The sequence below is a fragment of the Cupriavidus sp. DL-D2 genome (assembly GCF_039710735.1).
In the GTDB taxonomy this organism is placed as follows: domain Bacteria; phylum Pseudomonadota; class Gammaproteobacteria; order Burkholderiales; family Burkholderiaceae; genus Cupriavidus.
The window spans coordinates 1-21040 of the sequence record NZ_JBDKXK010000021.1 but is presented as its reverse complement, the minus strand read 5'-3'; the positions used below and the strand labels follow the sequence as shown (position 1 = coordinate 21040).

The following is a 21040-nucleotide window of genomic DNA, read 5'->3' as shown; positions in this document are numbered from 1 at the left end:
ATCGTGTCTGCCGACGACTCCTTTTCCCTTCCCGATGACTCCAAGCCGTTGCCACCGGACCGTCCCGGCGACAACGAGTGCTGCCAGAGCGGCTGCGATCCCTGCGTGTTCGATTTCTACAACGACGAGATGGAGCGCTATCGGCAGGAACTCAGGGCCTGGGAAGCACGGCAGGCCGGACGCGTGAAGATCGACTCGTGAGCGACACCGCGCCCCCGGCATTGCTCGATTTTGTGCGGCAGCACCGCCGCCTGTTCGTGCTGACCGGCGCCGGCATCAGTACCGATTCGGGCATCCCCGGTTATCGCGACGAGGAGGGCCGCTGGCAGCGTTCCGCGCCGATGACGATCAGCAAGTTCATGAGCGGCCACGCCGCGCGGCAACGCTACTGGGCGCGCAGCTTGCTGGGATGGCCCGTGGCGGCCTCGGCCATTCCCAATGTGAGCCATCGCGTAGTGGCGCAGCTTCAGCACGCCGGGCGCGTGTCGGCGCTGGTCACGCAGAACGTGGACGGCCTGCACCAGCGCGCTGGCAGCCATCATGTGATCGAACTTCACGGCAGCATCGGCCATGTCATCTGCCTGTCATGCGCCACGCGCTATGCACGGGCAGACTTGCAGCGCTGGCTGTGGCAACACAATCCCGAGTTCCATGACATCACGGCGCTGCCTGCCGCCGATGGGGATGCGCATCTGGAGTCGCCGCTGTTCGACAACTTTACGGTGCCAGTGTGCGAACGCTGCGAAGGCGTGCTTAAGCCGGATGTGGTGTTCTTCGGCGAATCGGTCCCGCGCGAGCGGGTGGACGCGGGTCGTGCGGCGCTCGACGAATCCGATGCGGTGCTGGTCATCGGCTCATCGCTGACCGTCTTTTCGGGCTACCGTTTCTGCCTCTGGGCGAAGGAGCGCGGGTTGCCGCTTGCGGCACTCAACCTAGGCACCACGCGCGCCGATCCGCTGCTGGCACTCAAGGTGTCGGCGCCCATCGGGCCAACGCTGGCCGTGTTGGGTGGAGAGCTTGGCCTCGATGCCGGCTGACGGGCCTCATTTCAAGTTCAACTGCACCCGTACTTCCTCTGGCGCCACGGTAATCGCGCCCGGCACCACTTCCTTGCCATTGAAGCGGAGTTCGTCCGGCTTGAAGGTGTGGAGCGGATAGTCCTTGAGTAACTGCTCGGCCACCACGGCGCCGATGGCATTGAGTTGCTGGCCATATTGCGCCATGCCCTGTACCTGCACATCCTGGACAGTGGGCTTGTCGAGCAGCACGGCGCGCTGCGTGGCGTCGTACCGCACGCCGCTGTTCAGCGACATCGTGCCGTTGACCGGCGGCGTAGGCAGCACGGTATTCGTCATGACCGCATCCACCTGCGTGGTGACGCGGTTTGCCGTCGGATCGAGTACGAGGCGGGGGTGCGACAGCTTCACGCTGACCAGTTCGCCGTAACGCAGCGTGGCGGGGAACCTCTTCTCCACGGCGCTCTGCAGTTCGGCCTTGCTGAAGGTGTATTCGCCGGTCCAGACGTTGTAGCCAGCGTGGGCACTCAGCGAAGCGATGGCGAGCAAGGTGGCGGCGAGTCGCCGTGCGGTCGTGGCGGTCAGGGGCATGGCGCTCCGGAGCAGGTGATCGATCACCGTCTGACAGACAGCGCGCGGCGATCGTTCCGGCATGTGATCCAGACGTTCCAATGCTTCAGCGTTCAGTAGTGCGGAGGGATTTCGTGCTGCGGACCGGCTTCGGCGGCGCTCGACGCACTGGCGCGGACCTGCTGGTAAAGCGCGCGGAACTGGGCCTGCAGCAGGTCGATCTGCTGCTGTTGGCGCGCGACAGTCAGGTTCAGGGTCTCGATCAGGTCCTCCTGGAAGGCGACCTTGATTTCGAGATCGGTCAGGCGGGATTCCATCAGCGTTTCTCCGGTTGGCCGCGCATTGTACGGGATGCGGCCAACCGGGCCGATGGATGGTCGCGCGGGTCAGGCCTTGTAGACCAGCACCATCCAGGTAATGCCGAACTTGTCGACCACCATGCCAAAGCGCTCGCTGAAGAAGGTCTTGTCAGCCGGCATCATGACCTTGCCGCCCTGCGACAGCGCTTGCATCGTGCGATCCACCTCGGCGGCGTCCACGGCGTTGTAGGCCAGCGAGAAGCCCTTGAAGTCGGTCTGGCCCTTGCACTCGCCGTCAGAGGCCATGACGATGGTGTCGCCGATCTTCAGCGCCATGTGCATCACCTTGTCACCGTTCTGTGCCGCAGGCGTGCAGCCTTCGCCGGCTCCCGGAGGCGCGTCCTTGAAACGCATCAACCCTTGCACCTGGGCGCCAAGGGCGGTCTTGTAGAACTCGGCCGCTTCTTCTGCGCGACCGTCAAAAAACAGGTACGACTCGATCTTCGAAGACATCGACAACTCTCCTTGGGGTGGGTCCCGGGGGTCGGGAGGTGTGCTGGACCGGCGTTTGTGTACGCCGTCCACAAAAGACTAGTCGAGGGTCCCGGGCATGTCCACATATATTTTGGACCGCCGCCGGTTTGGCGCTGGCGCCGCGACATGTCACAATTCACGGTTACGAGTTTCGGGCGCCGGACCGGCTCGCCGCACGATCGATCGATGCGGGGGCGCCCCAAGAGCCGACAAATTCACCTGGTTTCTGGCGATGACTACCATCCTGCAGCACATTCCTTCCGGCCAGCGCGTCGGAATCGCCTTCTCGGGCGGACTCGACACCAGCGCCGCGCTTCTCTGGATGCGCCAGAAAGGCGCCATTCCCTACGCCTACACGGCCAACCTGGGCCAGCCGGACGAGCCGGACTACGACGACATCCCGCGCCGTGCCATGGCTTACGGTGCCGAGGCTGCCCGCCTGGTGGACTGCCGCACGCAACTGGTGGCCGAAGGTATCGCCGCGCTGCAATGCGGTGCGTTCCATATCTCCACCGCTGGCGTGACGTACTTCAACACCACGCCTATTGGCCGCGCCGTGACCGGCACGATGCTGGTGGCCGCGATGAAGGAAGACGGCGTCAACATCTGGGGCGATGGCAGCACGTTCAAGGGCAATGACATCGAGCGCTTCTACCGCTACGGCCTGCTGACCAACCCGGGCCTGCAGATCTACAAGCCGTGGCTGGACCAGCAGTTCATCGACGAACTGGGCGGCCGCACGGAGATGTCCGAGTTCATGCGCCAGAACGGCCATGACTACAAGATGTCGTCGGAAAAGGCGTATTCGACCGACTCCAACATGCTCGGCGCCACGCACGAGGCCAAGGACCTGGAGCACCTGAACTCCGGTATCCGCATCGTCCAGCCGATCATGGGCGTGCAGTTCTGGCGCGATGAAGTGGAAGTGAAGCGCGAGGAAGTGACCGTGCGCTTCGAGGAAGGCCAGCCGGTGGCGCTGAACGGCAAGACGTTCGCCAACGCCGTGGACCTGTTCATGGAAGCCAATGTCATCGGTGGCCGCCATGGCCTGGGCATGAGCGACCAGATCGAGAACCGCATCATCGAAGCCAAGAGCCGCGGCATCTACGAAGCTCCGGGCCTGGCGCTGCTGTTCATCGCCTACGAGCGCCTGATCACCGGTATCCACAACGAAGACACGATCGAGCAGTACCGCGACAACGGCCGCCGCCTGGGTCGCCTGCTGTACCAGGGCCGCTGGTTCGATCCGCAGGCCATCATGCTGCGCGAAACCGCCCAGCGCTGGGTGGCTGGTGCCATCACCGGCGAAGTGACCATCGAACTGCGTCGTGGCAACGACTACTCGATCCTGAACACGACCTCGGACAACCTGACCTACAAGCCGGAACGGCTGACGATGGAAAAGGGCGAGTCGATGTTCACGCCGCTGGATCGTATCGGCCAACTGACGATGCGCACGCTGGACATCGTCGATACGCGCGAAAAGCTGCAGACGTATGCCAAGACCGGCCTGCTGTCGACGCAGACCAGCGCCGCGCTGCCGAAGCTCGAAGACTGAGCGGCATCGGCCTGAAACAAGAAACCGGCACGAGCGATCGTGCCGGTTTTTTTTCGTCCTGCGCAAGCCAGTGGCGTGCCAGCACGCATCGCCGCATCGCGGCACAATGCTGGCTCAGTCAAACGGGGATCACCATGCCAGATTTCGCGATGCAGTACCGCCGCCTCGGCGCCAGCAACCTGAACGTCTCCACCCTGTGCCTGGGCACGATGATGTTCGGGGACCAGACCGATGATGCCGAAGCCGGCCGCATCGTCGATAGCGCCCGCGCGCACGGCGTCAACTTCATCGACACGGCGGATGTCTACACAAAAGGCGCCTCCGAGGAGATGGTGGGCCGCTTGCTGAAGGGCGACCGGGCCGACTGGGTGTTGGCCACCAAGCTGGGCAACGTCATGGGCAAGGGGCCGAACCAGCAGCACTACTCGCGCACGTGGATCATGCGCGAAGTGGAAGACAGCCTGCGCCGCCTGGCCACGGACTATGTGGACATCCTCTACCTGCATCGCGATTTTGCTGGCGCCAACCTCGAGGAGCCCGTGCGCGCGATGGGCGACCTGATTCGCGCGGGCAAGATCCGTTACTGGGCCGTCTCCAATTTCCGGGGCTGGCGCATCGCCGAGATCGCCGGGTTGTGCGACAAGCTCGGCGTGCCGCGTCCGGTGGCCTGCCAGCCGTATTACAACCTGCTGAACCGCATGCCCGAGGTGGAGATCCTGCCCGCGTGCCAGCATTTCGGCCTGGGCGTGGTGCCCTACAGCCCGATTGCGCGCGGCGTGCTCACCGGGAAATACTTGCCCGGCCAGGCGCCCGCCGAAGGCACGCGCGCGGGACGTGCCGACCGTCGCATGATGGAAACCGAATTCCGCGAGGAGTCGCTGGTGATCGCCCAGACGCTGAAGGCCCATGCGGAAGCGCGCGGCCTGAGCGCAGGCCAGTTCGCCACCGCCTGGGTACTGGCGAATCCCATCATCAGCTCGGTGATCGCGGGGCCGCGTACGCTGGCGCAGTTCGAGGACTATTTTGGTGCAGTCGGGGCGGCCATCTCGGCGCAGGAAGAGACGATGGTCGATGACCTCGTGCCGCGCGGGCATGCGTCCACGCACGGCTATAGCGATCCGAACTACCCGTTCGGTGGCCGGCCTGTGCAGGACGCGTAACGATGACAAACCGGTGCGACATTTACACGCGGTGTTGACACCGCAAGTGTGACGCCCGGTCGGCCTGAGCCGCACCTGTTGCGCGGATGCCCACGCGGGTATGTTTGAATGCGTGCGGCAGCCAACTTCTCCCCCACAAACGGCTGCCGATACGCGTAATATAAAAACACGCGGCGGCTGTTGGATGACGGTCGCCGGACGTGGGCTTGGAGTCGGCGACGCCTGCCGAAACGGCGGGGCCGGCGCAACCGGATGCGAAACGTGTCACGTCGTGGCTGGATTCTCGCAGGGATGGCGGTGGTCGTATGCGGTGGTGCTTACATCGTCGTGAGCGTCGTCGCTAGCGAGGCTCGCACCTCCCAATGGCAGGCTCGCTACATGAGCCGGCTGGGCAGCACGTTGACGTATGAAATCCAGCCCGGCGCCAGCGACAGCATCCGCTATCCCCACTCCGGGCCCTACGACCTGCGGCTCGGCTATGAACGGCTGGGCGAGTTTGGCGAACGCTTGCTGAGAGAGGGGTACCTCACGATCTCGCAGTCGCGCATGTCGCCCGATATGGTGCGGTTGATGGAGCAAGGTATCTTCCCGCCCTATCGCGAGAAGAGCCAGGCCGGCCTGCTGGTGCGGGATTGCAACGCGATGACCATGTCGCAAGACCGCTTCCCGCAACGGCAGTATGACGATTTCGAGGCCATCCCCAAGGTGCTGGTGACCTCGCTGCTGTTCGTCGAGAATCAGAACCTTCTCAATCCCGAATACCCGATGATGAATCCGGCGCTGGACTGGCGCCGGCTGTCGCGTGCCGTGCTCGACCAGGGTATCAGGCTGGCGGACCGCAGCCACGGCACGCCGGGCGGCAGCACGCTGGCCACGCAGATCGAGAAGTATCGCCATTCGCCGGAAGGCAAGACGCAGTCGATTCCCGACAAGCTGCGGCAGATGACCTCCGCTTCACTGCGCGCCTATCGCGATGGACCTGACACGCTGCGGGCACGCGAGAACATCGTCGTCGACTATCTCAATACCGTGCCGATGTCTGCACGGGCCGGCCACGGTGAGATCGACGGGTTGGGCGACGCGCTCTACGTCTGGTATGGCGAGGACTTTGCCGAGATCAACGGGCTGTTGCGCAGCATGGACCCGCGCAACCCCACGCCGCGCCAGGCACAGGCGTACAAGCGCGCGTTGTCGCTGATCATCTCGCAGCGGCGGCCCTCGTACCATCTGCGTCGCGACGATACAAACCTCGATGCCCTGACGGCCAGCTATCTGCGCCTGTTGGCCTCGGCCAATGCGATCACGTCCGAACTGCGCGACGCGGCGCTGGCGCAATCGCTGGACAAGGCGCCGCCGCCGCCACGGCCGCAGCCAGAGCCATGGGTCACGCGCAAGGCCATCAACCAGGTGCGCAACGATGTCTCGCGGCTGCTCCATGTCGATAGCCGCTATGACCTGGATCGCCTCGACCTGACGGTCGACAGCACGATCAATCGCGAGGCACAGCGCGTGGTGACGGAAACGCTGCAACGCATCCGCAACAAGGACGACGCGCGGCAGATGGGTCTCTACGGCAAGAACCTGCTGCGTGATGGCGATGACCCGTCGCGGCTCGTGGCCAGCTTCACATTGTTCGAACGGTCGGGCAATGCCAGCGTGGTGCGCGTGCAGGCCGACAACGTGGACAAGCCTTTCGATATCAACAATGGCGCGCGCATCAATCTGGGGTCGACGGCCAAGCTGCGCACGATGGTGACGTACCTCGAAGTCATCAACGAGATCTACGATCGCTACAAGGATGCGAGCCGCGCCGAGCTGACCGCGCTGCAGGTGCCGCGCCAGGATGCGCTGACCCGCTGGACCGTGGATTACCTGATCAAGGCGAAGACGCCCGCCGAGCGCGAGCGCAAGGCCGTGCTCGATGCCGCGATGGAACGCAAGTACTCGGGCAATGCCGGGGAAGCCTTCTTCACCGGCGGTGGCATGCAGGCGTTCACGAACTTCGAGAAATGGGAAGGCGAGCGGCAGATGACGGTGCGCGTGGCGTTCCAGCACTCCGTCAACCTGGTGTTCATCCGCATGATGCGCGACATCGTGCGTTACGAGGTCTGGCAGGCGCACCCCGATGCGTCGCAGATCTTCGAGGATCGCGACGAGCCTCGCCGCCGCGCCTACCTTGTGCAGTTCGCCAACGAGGAAGGCTCGGCCTTCATGACCACGTTCTGGCAACGCTACCGGGGCAAGACCGACGCGCAGCGCATCGACACACTGCTTGATCGCGTGAAGTTGCCCACGGCAAGGCTGGCGGCGGTGCGGTTGTCCGTGACGCTGCTCAGCGCGCGTCCCGATACGGATTTCGATACCTTCGCCCGTACGCTGCGCGCGCGCATGCCCAAGCAGATGCCGAAGTTGTCGGATGAGGATTTGCAGGCCCTGTTTGTGAAGTACGGCCACGACAAGTTCAGTCTCAACGATCGCGGTTACCTGTCGCGCATCCACCCGCTCGAACTGTGGATGGTGGAATACCTCGGCAAGCATCCCGATGCGACGCTCAAGGAAATCCTGCAAGCCAGCGAGCCTGATCGCCAGACCGTGTACGCGTGGCTGTTCAAGACGCGCAGCAAACTGGGTCAGGATGCGCGCATCCGCACGCTGCTGGAGCGCGAGGCGTTCGGCAAGATTGCGGTGCGGTGGCAGCGGCTCGGCTATCCGTTCGATTCGCTGACCCCGTCGTATGCCACGGCGGTGGGCGCATCGGGCGACCGGCCCGCGGCACTGGCCGAGTTGGCTGGCATCCTCCTCGGCAATGGGGTGGATGCACAACCGTCTGCCGTCCGCACGCTGGCCTTCGCGAGCAACACGCCGTATGCCACCACCTACGGCCTGCATCCGCAACCGGGCAAGCCGCTGGTCGCGCCAGAGATCGCCGTGCTTGTGCGGCGGTCGATGCTGGACGTGGTGCAGGCGGGCACGGCCAAGTCGATCAACGGGGCGTTCGTGCCCGTGAATCGCAAGGGACAGCCGCAAGGCGCGCCGCTGGCGGTGGGCGGCAAGACAGGAACAGGCGACCAGCGTTATCAGACCTATGGGTCGGGCGGGCGCGTGATTGCGTCGCGCGCGGTGAACCGGTCAGCGACGTTCGTGTTTGTCATTGGGGAGCGCTACTTCGGCACGGTGACCGTGCATGTGGGAGAACCCTACGCGGCACGCTACGTGTTCACGAGTGCGATTGCCGTGCGTGTACTGCGGGCGCTGGCGCCGCAGATCACGGCCATGGCGGCACCGGGCAGCGAAGCCACGCTGCTGCGCTGCCGCGACACGGCCGCGCCGACCCTGACGGTGCTCAATGCCCCGTCAGGAGCCGCCGTATCAACGCTTGCGCCGCACAGCGTCGTAGATGAATAGCAGCACCAGCGCGCCAATGATCGAAGCAATCCAGCCCACGGCCTCGCCCGGTTGGTAGAACCCCATCGCGCGGCCCACGTAGCCAGCCGCCAGCGCGCCGAGTACACCGAGCAGGATGGTCATGATCCAGCCCATCTTGTCGTCGCCGGGCTTGATGGCCCGTGCGATGAGTCCGACGATCAACCCCACGAGAATCGTGCCGAGAAATGCCATCATGATGCGCTCCTTGCTGGCCGAAAAAAGGACGGAGACGGAACAAAGACTGACGACACGATCATGCCATGCCAGGCTGCCGGCAGCGTGTCGGCGGCGATCTGAAAATTTTCAGATCGCCGCTTGAACGCGGTCAAGCGATGCCCGGCAACTGGCAGTCGGGATCAATGCTTGCGCGCGGTAATGACGGCTTCGGCAACGTTGGCCGGTGCTTCCGCGTAGTGCTTGAACTCCATCGTGAACGTGGCGCGGCCTTGCGTCAGTGAGCGCAACGACGTGGAGTAGCCGAACATCGTCGCCAGCGGCACCTCGGCACGCACGATCTTGCCGCCGCCCCCGGCAATGTCTTCCATCCCATGGACGATACCCCGGCGCGACGACAGGTCACCCATCACGTTGCCGGTGAATTCCTCGGGCGTTTCCACCTCGACGGCCATCATCGGCTCCAGCAGCACCGGCTTGGCGCGGCGCATGCCTTCCTTGAAAGCCATCGACCCAGCCATGCGGAACGCGTTTTCGTTGGAGTCCACGTCGTGGTAGGAACCGAAGACCAGCGTGGCCTTGACGTCCACCACGGGGTAGCCGGCCAGCACGCCGTTCTCCAGCGTCTCACGAATGCCCTTGTCCACTGCGGGAATGAACTCGCGCGGCACCACGCCACCCTTGATGGCATCGACGAATTCATAGCCGCCGCCTTGCTGCAACGGCTCCACGTTCAGCACGACGTGGCCGTACTGACCGCGCCCGCCCGACTGCTTGACGAACTTGCCTTCCACATCCTTGGCGGCGGTCTTGATGGTTTCGCGGTACGCTACCTGCGGCTTGCCGACCGATGCCTCCACGCCGAACTCGCGCTTCATGCGATCCACCAGAATTTCCAGGTGGAGTTCGCCCATGCCCGAGATGATGGTTTGTCCCGATTCCTCGTCGGTGGCCACACGGAAAGACGGATCTTCCTGCGCCAGGCGGTTCAGGGCGATACCCATCTTCTCCTGGTCGGCCTTGGTCTTCGGCTCCACGGCCTGCGAAATCACGGGCTCGGGGAACGTCATCCGCTCCAGGATGATGACCTTGGCAGGGTCGCACAGCGTGTCGCCGGTGGTGGCTTCCTTGAGACCCACGGCGGCGGCGATGTCACCGGCGCGCACTTCCTTGATCTCGTTGCGCACGTTGGCGTGCATCTGCAGGATGCGGCCCAGCCGTTCGCGCTTGGCCTTCACCGGGTTGTAGACGGTGTCGCCCGAGTTCACCACGCCCGAGTAGACGCGGAAGAAGATCAACTGGCCCACGAACGGGTCGGTCATGATCTTGAACGCCAGTGCAGAGAACGGTTCGTCATCGCTCGGATGGCGCTCCGCTTCCTTGTCGTCCTCGGTGTGGCCCAGGATGGCGGGCACGTCCACCGGCGACGGCAGGTAGTCGATCACCGCGTCGAGCATCGCCTGCACGCCCTTGTTCTTGAACGCGCTGCCACACAGCATCGGCACGATCTCGCCCGCTACCGTACGCTTGCGCAGCGCGGTCTTGATCTCGTCCTCGGTCAGCGTCTCGCCGCCCAGGTATTTCTCCAGCAGTTCCTCGCTGGCTTCGGCGGCCGCCTCGATCATCTTGTCGTGCCATTCCTGCGCAACGTCCTTGAGATCGGCCGGAATATCCACGTATTCGAAATTCACGCCCTGGCTCGCATCGTCCCAGACAATTGCGCGCATCTTGACCAGATCGACCACGCCGAGAAAATGATCTTCGGCGCCGACCGGAATCTGGATCGGGATGGGATTGCCTTTCAGGCGGCTCTGGATCTGTTCACGCACGCGCAGGAAGTCCGCGCCCACGCGGTCCATCTTGTTGACGAACGCGATGCGTGGCACGCGGTACTTGTTGGCCTGGCGCCAGACGGTTTCGGATTGTGGCTGCACACCGCCTACGGCGTCGTAGACCATGCAGGCGCCGTCCAGCACGCGCATGGACCGTTCGACTTCGATCGTGAAGTCGACGTGGCCCGGCGTGTCGATGATGTTGATGCGGTGCTCGGGATAGTTGTTGGCCATCCCCTTCCAGAACGCAGTGGTGGCGGCGGACGTGATCGTGATGCCGCGCTCCTGCTCCTGTTCCATCCAGTCCATGGTGGCTGCGCCGTCGTGCACCTCGCCCAGCTTGTGGTTCACGCCGGTGTAGAACAGGATGCGCTCGGTGGTCGTGGTCTTGCCAGCGTCGATATGCGCGCTGATGCCGATATTCCGATAGCGTTCGATGGGGGTCTTGCGGGGCACGGTGATTCTCCTGGTTAGGGCACCACGGGGCGTAAAGCGTAGCACTTTCGCCAATCTTCCGTATTTCCCCGCGCTGCATATGGCTTCGCAGGAGAACGATCGTCGTTCAGGGCCAGCTTTCGCGTGCGTAGACGCCGGCCCGGGCACGTGCCAGCGCCGCGCGCCCGGCCGCCTGTGTATCGGTATAGAACGGCGGGTCGGCCAATGGCAAGCCGTTGTCGCGTGCCGTATCCACCAGGATCTGCAGGTAGTCGGTCATGTGCATGGCTGTGAAACCGTTCGGATCGTGGAAGGCGACGATGATCGGTGTCACGCCTTCCACCGGCTGCAGCCGCTGCGCCACCATGGCCTGGCCCACGCGTTCCAGTTCGTGGCGCATGTGCGGGCGTCGGCGCAGGCTGATATTCCAGCCATAGATCTTGCCGTCGCGCGCGTTGGCGTCGGCCATCATCATTTCCATGCCAACCTGATGATAGACATCCATCGTGCGCGTGTCGTGGCGCCATGTGGGCGGCCGCACCACAGGCAACGCCGTGCCGCATTGCAGGGCGATATCGGCGGCCCCCCGGCGCAGCGAGGCGGCCAGTACGTCGGACGGCAGGCGGGTGTGCGAGGTATGGCCTTCGACCATGCCGCTGTGTACGGCCATCAGTTGTCCCTGTGCGCAAGTATCGTGCATCTGGACGCGTCCTTCCGGGCCGCCGCCACGCAAGGGGTGCTCGGTCTGGACGAAAAAGAGCGCCTTGATGCCTGGTGTGACCGGGTTGTCCGCCAACTGCCTGAGGATGAACGGCGTGCCGCCATAGGGGCCGGTATCTGGGCCATCGTCGAACGTCAGCAGGAATCGCACAGGTGCGAGCTTCGCGGCGGTGTCGGGCGCGAGCGGCGTCACGGGACCCAGGGCGCAGCCGGCCAACGTCAGCACGGCGGTGAGCAGGAAAACTATGTAGGGGCGGCTCAATGGGTGATGCTTAGCGCACGAAAGTGAAATAGGAAGCGATAGTTACCACGGTGGTCAGCAATCCGACAAAGGCCACTAGCTGAACACCGACCAGGTTCTCCAGCCCTCGCCACGGCCCGGGATGCTTGCCGAATGTGACGATGCTGATGACAACCCAGCCGATTCCATAGAACACGGTGGAAACAATCAGTTCCACGAAGATCCAGCCAATCGCCCCGAGCAGCAGTTCCGCCATCCGCCTGTTCCCCGCAAGAGTTTGTCAGCGCCCGTCCGATCTGCCATTCAGCCAGCGCCTCACGGCAGACTGCGGGTCTCGTTTCTAGAATGATGAAATCTCTTGAACCGCTTACAACAAGAAGACCATGCCCACGTTCCGCACCCTGGCCTCGAGCCTGCTACTGGTTCCCCTGACATTGACCTGCGGCGCGCTGGCGCAGGGTGCCGAACCCGGGGCGGCGTTTTCCGCCGTCAAGCCGGGCGCGTCGCTGCCGGATGGCTGGCAGAACAAGCCCGTGGTGTCTGGGAAGAAGCTTACGCGTTACGCGCTGGTGGCCGAGCAAGGTACCACGGTGCTGCAGGCCGACGCCAGCGGCTCGGCCTCCGGCCTGGTGCATGAAGGCGATGTGGACCTTGCCAGGACCCCGGTGGTCAGTTGGCGCTGGAAGGTGGCGGGACCGATCCCGAATGCAGATAACAGTGTGGGCGATCGCGAGGATGCGCCCGCGCGCCTCGTGTTCTTCTTCGATGGCGCGAGCAACAAGCTGTCGATTGGTGATCGTGCCGAAATGCTCGCGGCCAGCGCGGCGGGAGACAAGTTGCCCTACGCCACGCTGATGTATATCTGGACCAACAGCGCACCGGTAGGTACCGTCATCGCCAATCCACACACCAGCCGCGTGCAGATGATCGTGGTGGGCGGTGAGGCTGGCAAATGGCAAACCGTGCGCCGCAATGTGGCGAGCGATTTCCAGAAGGTCTTCAAGGAGGTGCCGGGCAAGCTGACCGCCTACGGCATCCTGACCGATACGGACAACACTGGCGCCACCGCTCGCGCGTGGTACGGCGACATCAAGTTCGGCGCTGCCAAATAGCGAAGCTGCTAGTGCCCCGGCACCGGCGTCGAGAGGATTGCAGCCTGGATCGCGGCCGACACACGGGTCGTCAGGCCGCCGGCCTCCGCACCGCTTGCCTCCCTCACGCTTACCACCTTTGCGGGATCGTAGTGGCGCCCGCTCTGGATGGCTGCTTCGAACGCATTGGCGCGCGCGTTGATCTCCTCCGGGTCAGCATCCACCAGCAGGATGGCGTGGGCGAGCACCAGGTGCCGCTGCCCATCCGGCGACTGCGCGTCGGCAGGTGCGCGCCGCCAGTACTGAGCGGTGCCGGCGATCTTTCGCGCGCGGTCGCCCGGACCCCAGGCGAGGTTGTAGCGGCCGTCGCAGAACGATCCTTCCACGGCTTGCCAGTGCGTCTCCACGCCGAGTTCGCGCAAGCCGGCCGCAATGACCTCGCACAGATGCAGGTAGACGGGCTCCATCCATGAGGCTGCGCCGCGTGGGAGCGCGTAGGCCAGGCTGACATTGAGGATGCCCGGACCCTGCGGCACGAGTCCGCCGCCCGACATGCGCAGCCAGACTGGGCATCCCTTTGCCGCGAAGTCGGCTCGAGCGGCTTCGATGCCGGGCTGGCGCAGGTAACTGCGTGGAATGACCAAGGACAGTGGCGCCTCCCAAAGCTGTGCCACGGGGCCTTTCCGTGCCGCGTGGTCGAGCAGGGACAGTTCGCCCTGTACCGGGTCGGCCTCGGCAGGGTCGGGATCGATGAAGGAGAAAGTCCGGGGTGTCGGCGCGATGTTCATGTCGCTTCCTCGCAGGCAGGTTGCCGCCAGTGATGCGCACGCGGCGGATGGTGCATTTTTCCACGGCTAACGGGGCGTGCGCCACGTTGGTGCTAAAAAAACAGGCAGGGGTGACCGTTATCCCTGAGGACCTCTGCGCGGCTGTTCGCGCGTTCCTTGAATACTTCTGCCTGTCGGATCATGAACCGTCTCACGCTCAACTCCAAACTCTGGGCGGCGCTTGCCGTCATGTGGGTGCTGCTGCTCGCGCTTGGCACCTGGAACGCCTTTCACGCCAAATCGGTCATGATGGCCGAACGCCGCGAGGGGCTGAAGTCGCTGGTGCAGACAGGCGAAGGCATCGTCAAGCTGTTCGCCGAGCGCGCGGCCAAGGGCACGATGTCGAAGGAAGACGCACAGAAGGCCGCCAAGGATGCGCTGCGTGCCATGCGCTTTGGCCAGAACGGCTATCTGTTCATCGTCGATTCCAAGCCGCAGGTCATTCTGAACCCCGGCCTGCCGCAGACCGAAGGCAATATGGTTGGCGACTTCAAGGACCCCGATGGCGTCTATGTCTACCGCGCCATCCTGGAAGGCGCGCGCCGTACCACTGGCGACGACGCCGGCTTCTCCATGTATCGCGGCCGGCTGCCTGGCACCGAGAACCCGCAGCGCAAGCTGACCTATGGCCGCTACGTGCCGGACTGGGACTGGTTCGTGGCCACCGGCGTGTTCCTGATCGACATCGAGGACGCCTTCCGTGCCAATCTGATCAACGCGCTGCTGAGTACGCTGCTGATTGGCGCACTGATTGCCGGCGTAATGGGCGTGATCATGCGTACCGTGAAGCGTAGCCTGGGCGGCGAGCCGGCCTACGCGGTGGAAGCCGTGACGCGCATCGCGGGCGGCGACCTGACCGTGCCGGTGCAAGTGCGCGCCAACGACCAGCACAGCGTGCTGGCGGCCATGCAGGCGATGCAGCAGCGCCTGGCCGCGACGATGGGCGATATCCGCGGCGCGGCGGGTTCCATCGCCACGGCGACTAACCAGATTTCGGCGGGCAACCATGACCTGTCGCAACGGACCGAGGAACAAGCTTCGGCACTGGAGCAGACCGCTTCGAGCATGGAAGAACTGACCGGTATCGTGCGCCAGAATGCCGACAACGCACGTCAGGCAAGCGCGCTCGCCGTCAATGCCTCCGAGATTGCCAACCGTGGTGGACGCGTGGTCAGCGAGGTCGTGACGACGATGGGCGAGATCAACGGCGCCTCGCGCAAGATCGTCGACATCATTGGCGTGATCGAGGGCATTGCGTTCCAGACCAACATCCTGGCGCTGAACGCTGCGGTGGAAGCGGCACGCGCCGGCGAGCAGGGCCGTGGCTTTGCAGTGGTGGCCGGCGAGGTGCGCAGCCTGGCACAACGCAGCGCCAACGCGGCCAAGGAGATCAAGACGCTGATCGACAACTCGGTGGCGCAGGTGGATACCGGCGCGACGCTGGTGGGCCAGGCCGGCACGACGATGGAAGAAATTGTGCAGGCGGTGAAGCGCGTGACCGACATCATGGGCGAGATCAGCGCGGCTTCCGCCGAACAAAGCACCGGCATCGAGCAGGTTGGCCAAGCCGTCACGCAGATGGATTCGGTCACCCAGCAGAACGCGGCGCTGGTGGAGGAAGCCGCTGCGGCAGCCCAGTCCCTGGCAGAGCAGGCAGAGTCGATGCTGCGCGCCGTATCGACGTTCCGTCTCGCGCACGTGTGACGGATTTCCGATCTTCGAAGAAAAAAAGCCGCGGAATTCCCGCGGCTTTTTTTGTTGTTGCGTGATTAGATCGTCGAACCCAGCTTCAAGGCGCGAATCGCCTCGGCAGCAATCTCGAACGAGCGTAGCCGAGCCCGATGGTCGTAGATCTGACCGGTCAGCATCAGTTCGTCGGGCCGCAGGTCGTCGACAAAGCGCTGGATGCCCGCCTGCACGGCAGCCCACGACCGAGCAAGACAGCGAACGGTTGATGTGATCGGCCTCGCTGGCATCCCAGAGGCGGCTGATGTCATCGACCGGCGCCTTCAGTTGCCCGGGGGTGCCGCGCACCAGCGCCAGGAATTGCTGTTGCAGCGAACTGAACAGGCGGCGCGCCGCGTCATCGGTCTCGGCGGCGAACACGTTCAACCCCAGCATCACGTGCGGACGGTCGAGCTGTTCGGAAGGGCGGAACGTGCGCCGGTATAGATCGACGGCCTGGCGCATGAAACCCGGCGCGAAGTGCGAGGCAAACGCAAACGGCAATCCCATCGCGGCCGACAGTTGCGCGCTGAACAGGCTGGAGCCGAGCAGCCACAGTGGCACTTTGAGTCCGGCACCCGGCACGGCGCGTACCCGCTGGCCTGGCCTCACTTCGTCGAAGTAGGCTTGAAGTTCCTCCACATCCTGCGGAAAGGAGTCGGCAGTGTCGTGGCCGAGATGGCGCCGCAGCGCACGCGCCGTCGCCTGATCGGTGCCGGGTGCGCGGCCCAGCCCCAGGTCTATACGGCCGGGGTACAGCGCGGCGAGCGTGCCAAATTGTTCGGCTACCACCAGCGGCGAGTGGTTGGGCAGCATGATGCCGCCCGACCCCACGCGGATCGTCGAGGTGCCCTGCGCCACGAAGCCCAGCAGCACCGCCGTGGCGGCGCTGGCGATGCCGGGCATGTTGTGGTGCTCCGCCAGCCAGAAGCGGCGATAGCCGAGCCGCTCCGCATGTTGGGCGAGGTCGAGGGAGTTGCGCATGGCCTGCGCGGCGTCACTGCCTTCCGCAATGGGCGAAAGGTCAAGCAGGGAATAGGGAAGCATGGCGTGCCGCGGGCGGCTCGGGCCGCACGCGTTCAATTCGGGGGACGGGCTATGGTAGTCACCCCGGCCAGATCCTGCTGGCCGCCAGATAGAAGCCCTGCCGCCTGTGGGGAATCACGACGGCGGGCATGCGGTGCCTTGTGTAAGCTAGTGACCAGCCGGCCGAGGCGCGGCATCCGGTTCGACGGACGTAGCCCCAAGCGGGGTTTGCAGACGCTTCCACTCGTCGAATCCTCCCGCGAGTGCCCACGTGTTGGGATAACCCGCCGCACGCAGCCGCTCCGCCAGCACGGCAGCGGACATCTCGTTGGGACAGGCGCAGTACACCACGAAATCGCTGTCGTTGCGCTGGTTCGCCAGCGTGTCGATGGGCGCGTGCAACTCCATGACCATGGCACCGGGAATGCGCTCGATTGGCGCGACGCCATTGGCCCGGACATCGAGCACCACCAGGCCGCGCTCGCTCTCTCGCCGCCGCTGCTCGAGTTCCATCACGGTCATGCGGGGAATCCGTCCCGTGCGGCGCAGTAGGCGCCAGCGCTGCCAGAAGCGCCAGGCGATGAACAATGCGAACGCGCCCACAATGACCATGAATGCGATATGGCCGTAGGCGCTGAAGGCGGCGAGGATGTCATCGACGAAATCGCTGAATACCACGCCGGCCAGCAGCGCACCGCCCGCCCAGACCAGCGCACCGAGCGCATCGTAGAACAGGAATGTCAGGAAGGGCGTGGCGGTCATGCCCGCCATGGCCGTGGAGAGTGCGCCGGCACCGGGGAGCAGCTTCGCAAAGACCAGAGAGCGCGGCCCCACACGAATATAGAGGGATTGTGTCTGGCGGATGCATGTGTCCGGCGAGATCGATACGCGGCAGATCGTGCGGAGCATCGGCTGCCCCAGGCGCTTGCCAGCGAAATACCAGGCGGTGTCGGCGATCAGGCATGCGGCGACCACGGCAAACAGCACGGCGCCGATTGACGGCCCGGTCTCCTGCATGGACAGGGCGCCAGCCACGAACAGCATCGGATAGGCGGGCACTGGAAGCCCCGCCTGCTCGGCCAGCACGCTCAGGAATACCAGCGTCAGCCCGTGGCCATCGAGCAAGGACTGCAAATCACCCACGACATGTCTCCGCCAAATTAGTCTTGGCCGGCGGCGATTGAAATCCGGGGGGCGCCGTCGGTTCCGGATGATAGTGTGCCAGCGCGGCGGGCCGTCTGCATCGGCAATTCGGGCTGGCGTACGTCAAATGCGTCGAATGGCATCCTCATGGTCCCTGTCTCCACCATTTGGGACAGGCCATTCGACTCCAACGCCGCCAGTGTGTCATTGAACGCGCCCAAGATGGCGACGTAACGCGGCAACAGTGTGTTGACCACCGCAGCGTTGCCTTGCCCCGCAGCGGATTCGATAGACTTGCCGGCGGCGATCACCGATGCGCAGCGTGCCAGCGCGGCGGCTCCCTTGATCCGGTGGACCGTGCGGCGCACACCGGGCCAGTCGCGCCGGGTTACCGCGTGCCGCAGATCTTGCAGATCGGTCGCATTGGTTTCGATCAGCCGCGCCACCAGCATCGCCTGCATCGTGGGGTCTTGTCGCGCTGCATGGGCCACTGCGGCGCCGATGATGTCGCGCTCGTCGGGAGGCAATCGGTGCCGGGCACCGACGGATGTCATGGAGTCAGTCGGCAGCGGCGTGCAAAGTCGACGAGGTCGACCAGGGATTCGGCGCCGAGTTTGTCCATGATCTGGCTCTTGTAGCTGCTGACGGTCTTGTTGCTGATGAAGAGGGCGTTGCCAATCGCCTTGTTGCTCATCCCGCGCGAGAGCATGCGCAAGATTTTCATTTCCTTGTCGGAAAGCTTGCGGAGGCCTTCGTCGTCCGTGACGATCCGCCCTTCATACGATATGTCACAGGGATCGCTGGTGGGGAACACCGTGAAGCCGCTACGTACGGTCTCGACGCAACGGGCGATGGCCTCCATGTCTTCTGTTTTGCTGACGAAGCCCTGAGCGCCGGCATGTCGCGCACGCGTGGCAAACGGTATCGGATCCTGGGCGGTGAGTACCAGCACGCGCACTTGGGGGTGCACGGCCAGCATGCGCGGCATTGCGTCGAGTCCGCTCATTCTCGGGATATCGAGATCCAGCACGACGAGGTCTGGTTTGTGTTGGCGAACGGAATCGACAGCCGCCTGTCCATTGTCGGCTTCGTACATTCGCTTGACGCCTGTCAGTTGGGACAGATGGGCGCGGAGGGCCATCCGCAGGGCGGGGTGATCGTCAACGATCAAAATGGTTGTCATGCCTCGTTCGCATTGCCACACCGTGGCGAGGGCGTTTCACAGACGAGGCAGTATAGGAGTGCGCGCGCCGCAGAAAATGCGACGATTCTGCAATTGCTGGCGGAAATTTCCCCACTTGACCGATTTCTGAGCCAGATCGAATCTTCACGTCATCTGGGCAAAAAAATTGCGACCCACCGTATGCACACGGGGGTCGCGAATCGGGAATGCGAGGAGGTCAGATTCCTCAAGGAGTGTTATCGGCACTTCTGAAGACTGTTGACCCCTACCGTAGTGGGGGATGCCACACTTCGATCAGGCGATCAATCGATCGGGTTGGCTGGCTGGCGCGGCTGCGGCCCGGATCCGACGCACGCCTGCCTCCATCTCTGCATGCGCGGCGTCCAGCCATCCAATGCGATGTCGCACAGGATCGTTAGGCGACAGGTCGGCTTCTGTCATCTCGCGGAGGAAATAACGCACCATGCTGCCGGCGCGGGTAGGCACGGGCATCATCCCCAGAAGTTGCTCGCGGCCGATCAACCCGAGGGACACGGAATGCTGCAGCGCCGACCATGCCGTGCGGCCAAGTCCTATATAGAGGGCGTTGTCGCGCAACTGTCCGAGCCGGTCCAGGAACAGGCGTTCGAAGACGAGACGAAGCATGGGCGTGTCCAGGATGTCGTCGAGCGCGCCGTCGAACGTCAGGCCGCGACGTGTGGTGGCGTACGGGAGGACGGCGAGGGGCTGGAGGCTGGGAAAAGCCTCTTTCCAGAGCGATTCCGCGCTGGATTGCGCAATCAGGTCGGGCACCCGGAAATGATCGAGCATGCGGATCAGGTTGGGTCTGACCATCCTGCCCCCAAGTTCCACGCGGCGCTTGTGTTCGCGTTGGATGACGCGCCCCGGTGTATGAAGCCGGAGTAACTCCTCGGTGACGGTTGCTGCCAGCCGCACATGGGTGTGGCCTGGCGTCGTGCTTACCAGGATCAACCGTGCCTCGTCGTTACGATGCTCGGATGGGACGTAAGTCATGACATACGTCCCATCCTGATCGACAACGACCGGCTTCGACCCAATGCCGCGCACCCCGTCGCGTCGGATGCGCGAACAATACTCTTCCATGTAATTCGCCAAGATTTCCCCGCCCTCGATGCTTCCCTGTCGCGTCACGCCAATCTTTTCGTTTGGGTTCATCTTAAGCCTCGGCTACCCGGCGACAAAACATGCGAGCGATCTATCGGTCGCCTGGAATCGACGGATTCGTGGGACATCGAACACAGGCGATGGAATTTCGCCAAAGCGCTTACAGGCCATCGCTTAAGGATGGTTCATCTTGCTGAGGGTTCAGGGCAGGAAGATGACGTGCAAGAACTGCGCGCCAAGGTTTGGGTCTGGAGGAAAAAAGGCCGGACACATAAGTGTCCGGTAACCCATTTGCTGACTCTGGTCGTGTCAAAACCGGAGAAACAAAATGATAACCATTATCATTTGAGGCGTCAATCGAGATCTTTGCAGTTCAACCTTCCAACGTGGTCTCGATAGTGATCGTTGCAGACAGCGCCTTGTGCACCGGGCACTTGTTGGCTACCCGAAGGAGATCCTCCCGCACGTCGGAGGGCAAGTCACCCTGGAGTTCCACAGTACGGACCAGCTTGTACGACCCCGGCGTTTCCTCATGCTTTACCGTCACCCGCACACCCTCGACGGCGTAGCCTTTGCGCTTCGCATAGATCTGAACGGTGAGTGTCGTGCAGGCAGCCAATGCCGAATCGAGGAGGTCGTGCGGATTCGGAATCTCCGGATTCCCCATCGGGGCATCCAGGTCGGCTTGCCAGCGCGCATGGCCATTGGCCAGGTCACAAACACTAGAGCCGGAATCGGCCCGCCAGGTCGCTTCGATTGTCATGGAGTCTTCCTCTGTAGGTAGCCTGCAGCCCAGGCCGGACAGATGATTCTATACAGCATGTGCAAATACAGGCTTGCGAGTGCCTCATAAACATCTTTTCATGTCAGTTAAATTTTTTGCGAACAAGGGCTTGCGCAATCTCCGGAACGCATCTAATATTCGCCCCCTCGCAACACAAACCGCGCTGCAAAC

At 63.8% G+C, this 21040-nt stretch carries 20 protein-coding genes and 1 pseudogene; 7 read left to right on the top strand and 14 right to left on the bottom strand.

The window, feature by feature from the left end:
- Positions 1-3: 3 nt before the first annotated feature.
- Both ABDB81_RS14055 and ABDB81_RS14050 read left to right on the top strand, forming a co-directional pair.
- Entirely contained in the window at positions 4-201 is a 198-nt protein-coding gene (locus ABDB81_RS14055) for an oxidoreductase-like domain-containing protein (RefSeq protein ID WP_346811696.1), read from the top strand.
- Entirely contained in the window at positions 198-1037 is an 840-nt protein-coding gene (locus tag ABDB81_RS14050; protein ID WP_137927596.1) for an NAD-dependent protein deacetylase, read from the top strand. The genes ABDB81_RS14055 and ABDB81_RS14050 overlap by 4 nt, the downstream gene beginning before the upstream one ends.
- Before the next feature lie 6 nt (positions 1038-1043).
- Here ABDB81_RS14050 and ABDB81_RS14045 read toward each other — a convergent pair whose 3' ends face one another.
- From ABDB81_RS14045 to ABDB81_RS14035, 3 genes are all read right to left on the bottom strand, one after another.
- A complete protein-coding gene (locus ABDB81_RS14045) occupies positions 1044-1607 on the bottom strand; it encodes a DUF1439 domain-containing protein (protein WP_202126866.1) in 564 nt (187 codons plus the stop codon).
- Between the two features lie 92 nt (positions 1608-1699).
- Positions 1700-1903 carry a SlyX family protein gene (locus ABDB81_RS14040; protein WP_137927598.1) on the bottom strand — a complete coding sequence of 68 codons (204 nt, stop codon included), beginning with the start codon at positions 1901-1903 and terminating at the stop codon, positions 1700-1702.
- A 69-nt stretch (positions 1904-1972) separates the two neighbouring features.
- Entirely contained in the window at positions 1973-2398 is a 426-nt protein-coding gene (locus ABDB81_RS14035; protein ID WP_346811694.1) for a VOC family protein, read from the bottom strand.
- A gap of 253 nt (positions 2399-2651) precedes the next feature.
- On the opposite strand from ABDB81_RS14035, the gene argG reads away from it, so the two are divergent.
- The 3 genes from argG to ABDB81_RS14020 all read left to right on the top strand — a co-directional run bounded on the left by argG (position 2652) and on the right by ABDB81_RS14020 (position 8542).
- A complete protein-coding gene (gene argG / locus ABDB81_RS14030) occupies positions 2652-3977 on the top strand; it encodes an argininosuccinate synthase (RefSeq protein ID WP_137928174.1) in 1326 nt (441 codons plus the stop codon).
- Positions 3978-4111: 134 nt separating this feature from the next.
- Positions 4112-5137 carry an aldo/keto reductase gene (locus tag ABDB81_RS14025; protein ID WP_137928175.1) on the top strand — a complete coding sequence of 342 codons (1026 nt, stop codon included), beginning with the start codon at positions 4112-4114 and terminating at the stop codon, positions 5135-5137.
- Positions 5138-5389: 252 nt separating this feature from the next.
- A complete protein-coding gene (locus tag ABDB81_RS14020) occupies positions 5390-8542 on the top strand; it encodes a transglycosylase domain-containing protein (RefSeq protein WP_346811691.1) in 3153 nt (1050 codons plus the stop codon).
- Here ABDB81_RS14020 and ABDB81_RS14015 read toward each other — a convergent pair.
- From ABDB81_RS14015 to ABDB81_RS14000, 4 genes are all read right to left on the bottom strand, one after another.
- Positions 8507-8758 carry a GlsB/YeaQ/YmgE family stress response membrane protein gene (locus ABDB81_RS14015; protein WP_137928176.1) on the bottom strand — a complete coding sequence of 84 codons (252 nt, stop codon included), beginning with the start codon at positions 8756-8758 and terminating at the stop codon, positions 8507-8509. The two genes, ABDB81_RS14020 and ABDB81_RS14015, sit on opposite strands and share 36 nt — an antisense overlap.
- Before the next feature lie 161 nt (positions 8759-8919).
- Positions 8920-11025 carry an elongation factor G gene (fusA, locus tag ABDB81_RS14010; RefSeq protein ID WP_346811689.1) on the bottom strand — a complete coding sequence of 702 codons (2106 nt, stop codon included), beginning with the start codon at positions 11023-11025 and terminating at the stop codon, positions 8920-8922.
- A 106-nt stretch (positions 11026-11131) separates the two neighbouring features.
- Complete coding sequence (locus ABDB81_RS14005) at positions 11132-11986, bottom strand: polysaccharide deacetylase family protein (RefSeq protein ID WP_346811687.1); 855 nt, start codon at positions 11984-11986, stop codon at positions 11132-11134.
- Between the two features lie 10 nt (positions 11987-11996).
- A complete protein-coding gene (locus ABDB81_RS14000) occupies positions 11997-12221 on the bottom strand; it encodes a hypothetical protein (protein ID WP_160474327.1) in 225 nt (74 codons plus the stop codon).
- A 127-nt stretch (positions 12222-12348) separates the two neighbouring features.
- On the opposite strand from ABDB81_RS14000, the gene ABDB81_RS13995 reads away from it, so the two are divergent.
- Positions 12349-13077 carry a DUF3047 domain-containing protein gene (locus tag ABDB81_RS13995; protein ID WP_346811684.1) on the top strand — a complete coding sequence of 243 codons (729 nt, stop codon included), beginning with the start codon at positions 12349-12351 and terminating at the stop codon, positions 13075-13077.
- 8 nt (positions 13078-13085) lie between these two features.
- On the opposite strand, the gene ABDB81_RS13990 is transcribed toward ABDB81_RS13995, so the two are convergent.
- Positions 13086-13844: a lipoate--protein ligase family protein gene (locus ABDB81_RS13990; RefSeq protein WP_137928180.1), complete on the bottom strand. Its 759-nt coding sequence runs from the start codon at positions 13842-13844 to the stop codon at positions 13086-13088.
- A gap of 180 nt (positions 13845-14024) precedes the next feature.
- On the opposite strand from ABDB81_RS13990, the gene ABDB81_RS13985 reads away from it, so the two are divergent.
- Positions 14025-15587 (top strand): methyl-accepting chemotaxis protein, encoded by a 1563-nt coding sequence (locus ABDB81_RS13985; RefSeq protein ID WP_137928181.1) that lies wholly within the window; start codon positions 14025-14027, stop codon positions 15585-15587.
- A 65-nt stretch (positions 15588-15652) separates the two neighbouring features.
- Here the strand turns inward: ABDB81_RS13985 and ABDB81_RS13980 are convergent.
- The 6 genes and pseudogenes from ABDB81_RS13980 to ABDB81_RS13955 form a co-directional block, all read right to left on the bottom strand.
- Positions 15653-16655 (bottom strand): annotated as a pseudogene (locus ABDB81_RS13980) (LLM class flavin-dependent oxidoreductase).
- Positions 16656-16802: 147 nt separating this feature from the next.
- Positions 16803-17777, bottom strand: coding sequence for a DedA family protein/thiosulfate sulfurtransferase GlpE (locus ABDB81_RS13975; protein WP_346811682.1), 975 nt, complete (start codon positions 17775-17777; stop codon positions 16803-16805).
- Between the two features lie 17 nt (positions 17778-17794).
- Positions 17795-18238, bottom strand: coding sequence for an Hpt domain-containing protein (locus tag ABDB81_RS13970; RefSeq protein WP_346811680.1), 444 nt, complete (start codon positions 18236-18238; stop codon positions 17795-17797).
- A gap of 89 nt (positions 18239-18327) precedes the next feature.
- The gene (locus ABDB81_RS13965) at positions 18328-18960 is read right to left on the bottom strand and encodes a response regulator transcription factor (RefSeq protein WP_346811678.1); all 633 of its coding nucleotides are present in this window, start codon (positions 18958-18960) and stop codon (positions 18328-18330) included.
- A gap of 294 nt (positions 18961-19254) precedes the next feature.
- Positions 19255-20076, bottom strand: a complete 822-nt coding sequence (locus ABDB81_RS13960) for a hypothetical protein (RefSeq protein WP_346811765.1) — start codon at positions 20074-20076, stop codon at positions 19255-19257.
- Between the two features lie 382 nt (positions 20077-20458).
- Positions 20459-20848, bottom strand: coding sequence for an OsmC family protein (locus ABDB81_RS13955; protein ID WP_137928186.1), 390 nt, complete (start codon positions 20846-20848; stop codon positions 20459-20461).
- Positions 20849-21040: the final 192 nt, after the last annotated feature.

Bases quoted from the DNA above. Each gene is read 5' to 3' on its own strand.
- ABDB81_RS13990 (WP_137928180.1), bottom strand. From the start codon at position 13,844: ATGAACATCGCGCCGACACCCCGGACTTTCTCCTTCATCGATCCCGAC.
- ABDB81_RS13970 (WP_346811680.1), bottom strand. From the start codon at position 18,238: ATGCAGGCGATGCTGGTGGCGCGGCTGATCGAAACCAATGCGACCGAT.
- ABDB81_RS13995 (WP_346811684.1), top strand. From the start codon at position 12,349: ATGCCCACGTTCCGCACCCTGGCCTCGAGCCTGCTACTGGTTCCCCTG.
- ABDB81_RS13985 (WP_137928181.1), top strand. From the start codon at position 14,025: ATGAACCGTCTCACGCTCAACTCCAAACTCTGGGCGGCGCTTGCCGTC.
- argG (WP_137928174.1), top strand. From the start codon at position 2,652: ATGACTACCATCCTGCAGCACATTCCTTCCGGCCAGCGCGTCGGAATC.
- ABDB81_RS14000 (WP_160474327.1), bottom strand. From the start codon at position 12,221: ATGGCGGAACTGCTGCTCGGGGCGATTGGCTGGATCTTCGTGGAACTG.
- ABDB81_RS14020 (WP_346811691.1), top strand. From the start codon at position 5,390: ATGCGAAACGTGTCACGTCGTGGCTGGATTCTCGCAGGGATGGCGGTG.
- ABDB81_RS14045 (WP_202126866.1), bottom strand. From the start codon at position 1,607: ATGCCCCTGACCGCCACGACCGCACGGCGACTCGCCGCCACCTTGCTC.
- ABDB81_RS13965 (WP_346811678.1), bottom strand. From the start codon at position 18,960: ATGACAACCATTTTGATCGTTGACGATCACCCCGCCCTGCGGATGGCC.
- ABDB81_RS14015 (WP_137928176.1), bottom strand. From the start codon at position 8,758: ATGATGGCATTTCTCGGCACGATTCTCGTGGGGTTGATCGTCGGACTC.
- ABDB81_RS14025 (WP_137928175.1), top strand. From the start codon at position 4,112: ATGCCAGATTTCGCGATGCAGTACCGCCGCCTCGGCGCCAGCAACCTG.
- ABDB81_RS14035 (WP_346811694.1), bottom strand. From the start codon at position 2,398: ATGTCTTCGAAGATCGAGTCGTACCTGTTTTTTGACGGTCGCGCAGAA.
- ABDB81_RS13955 (WP_137928186.1), bottom strand. From the start codon at position 20,848: ATGACAATCGAAGCGACCTGGCGGGCCGATTCCGGCTCTAGTGTTTGT.
- ABDB81_RS14040 (WP_137927598.1), bottom strand. From the start codon at position 1,903: ATGGAATCCCGCCTGACCGATCTCGAAATCAAGGTCGCCTTCCAGGAG.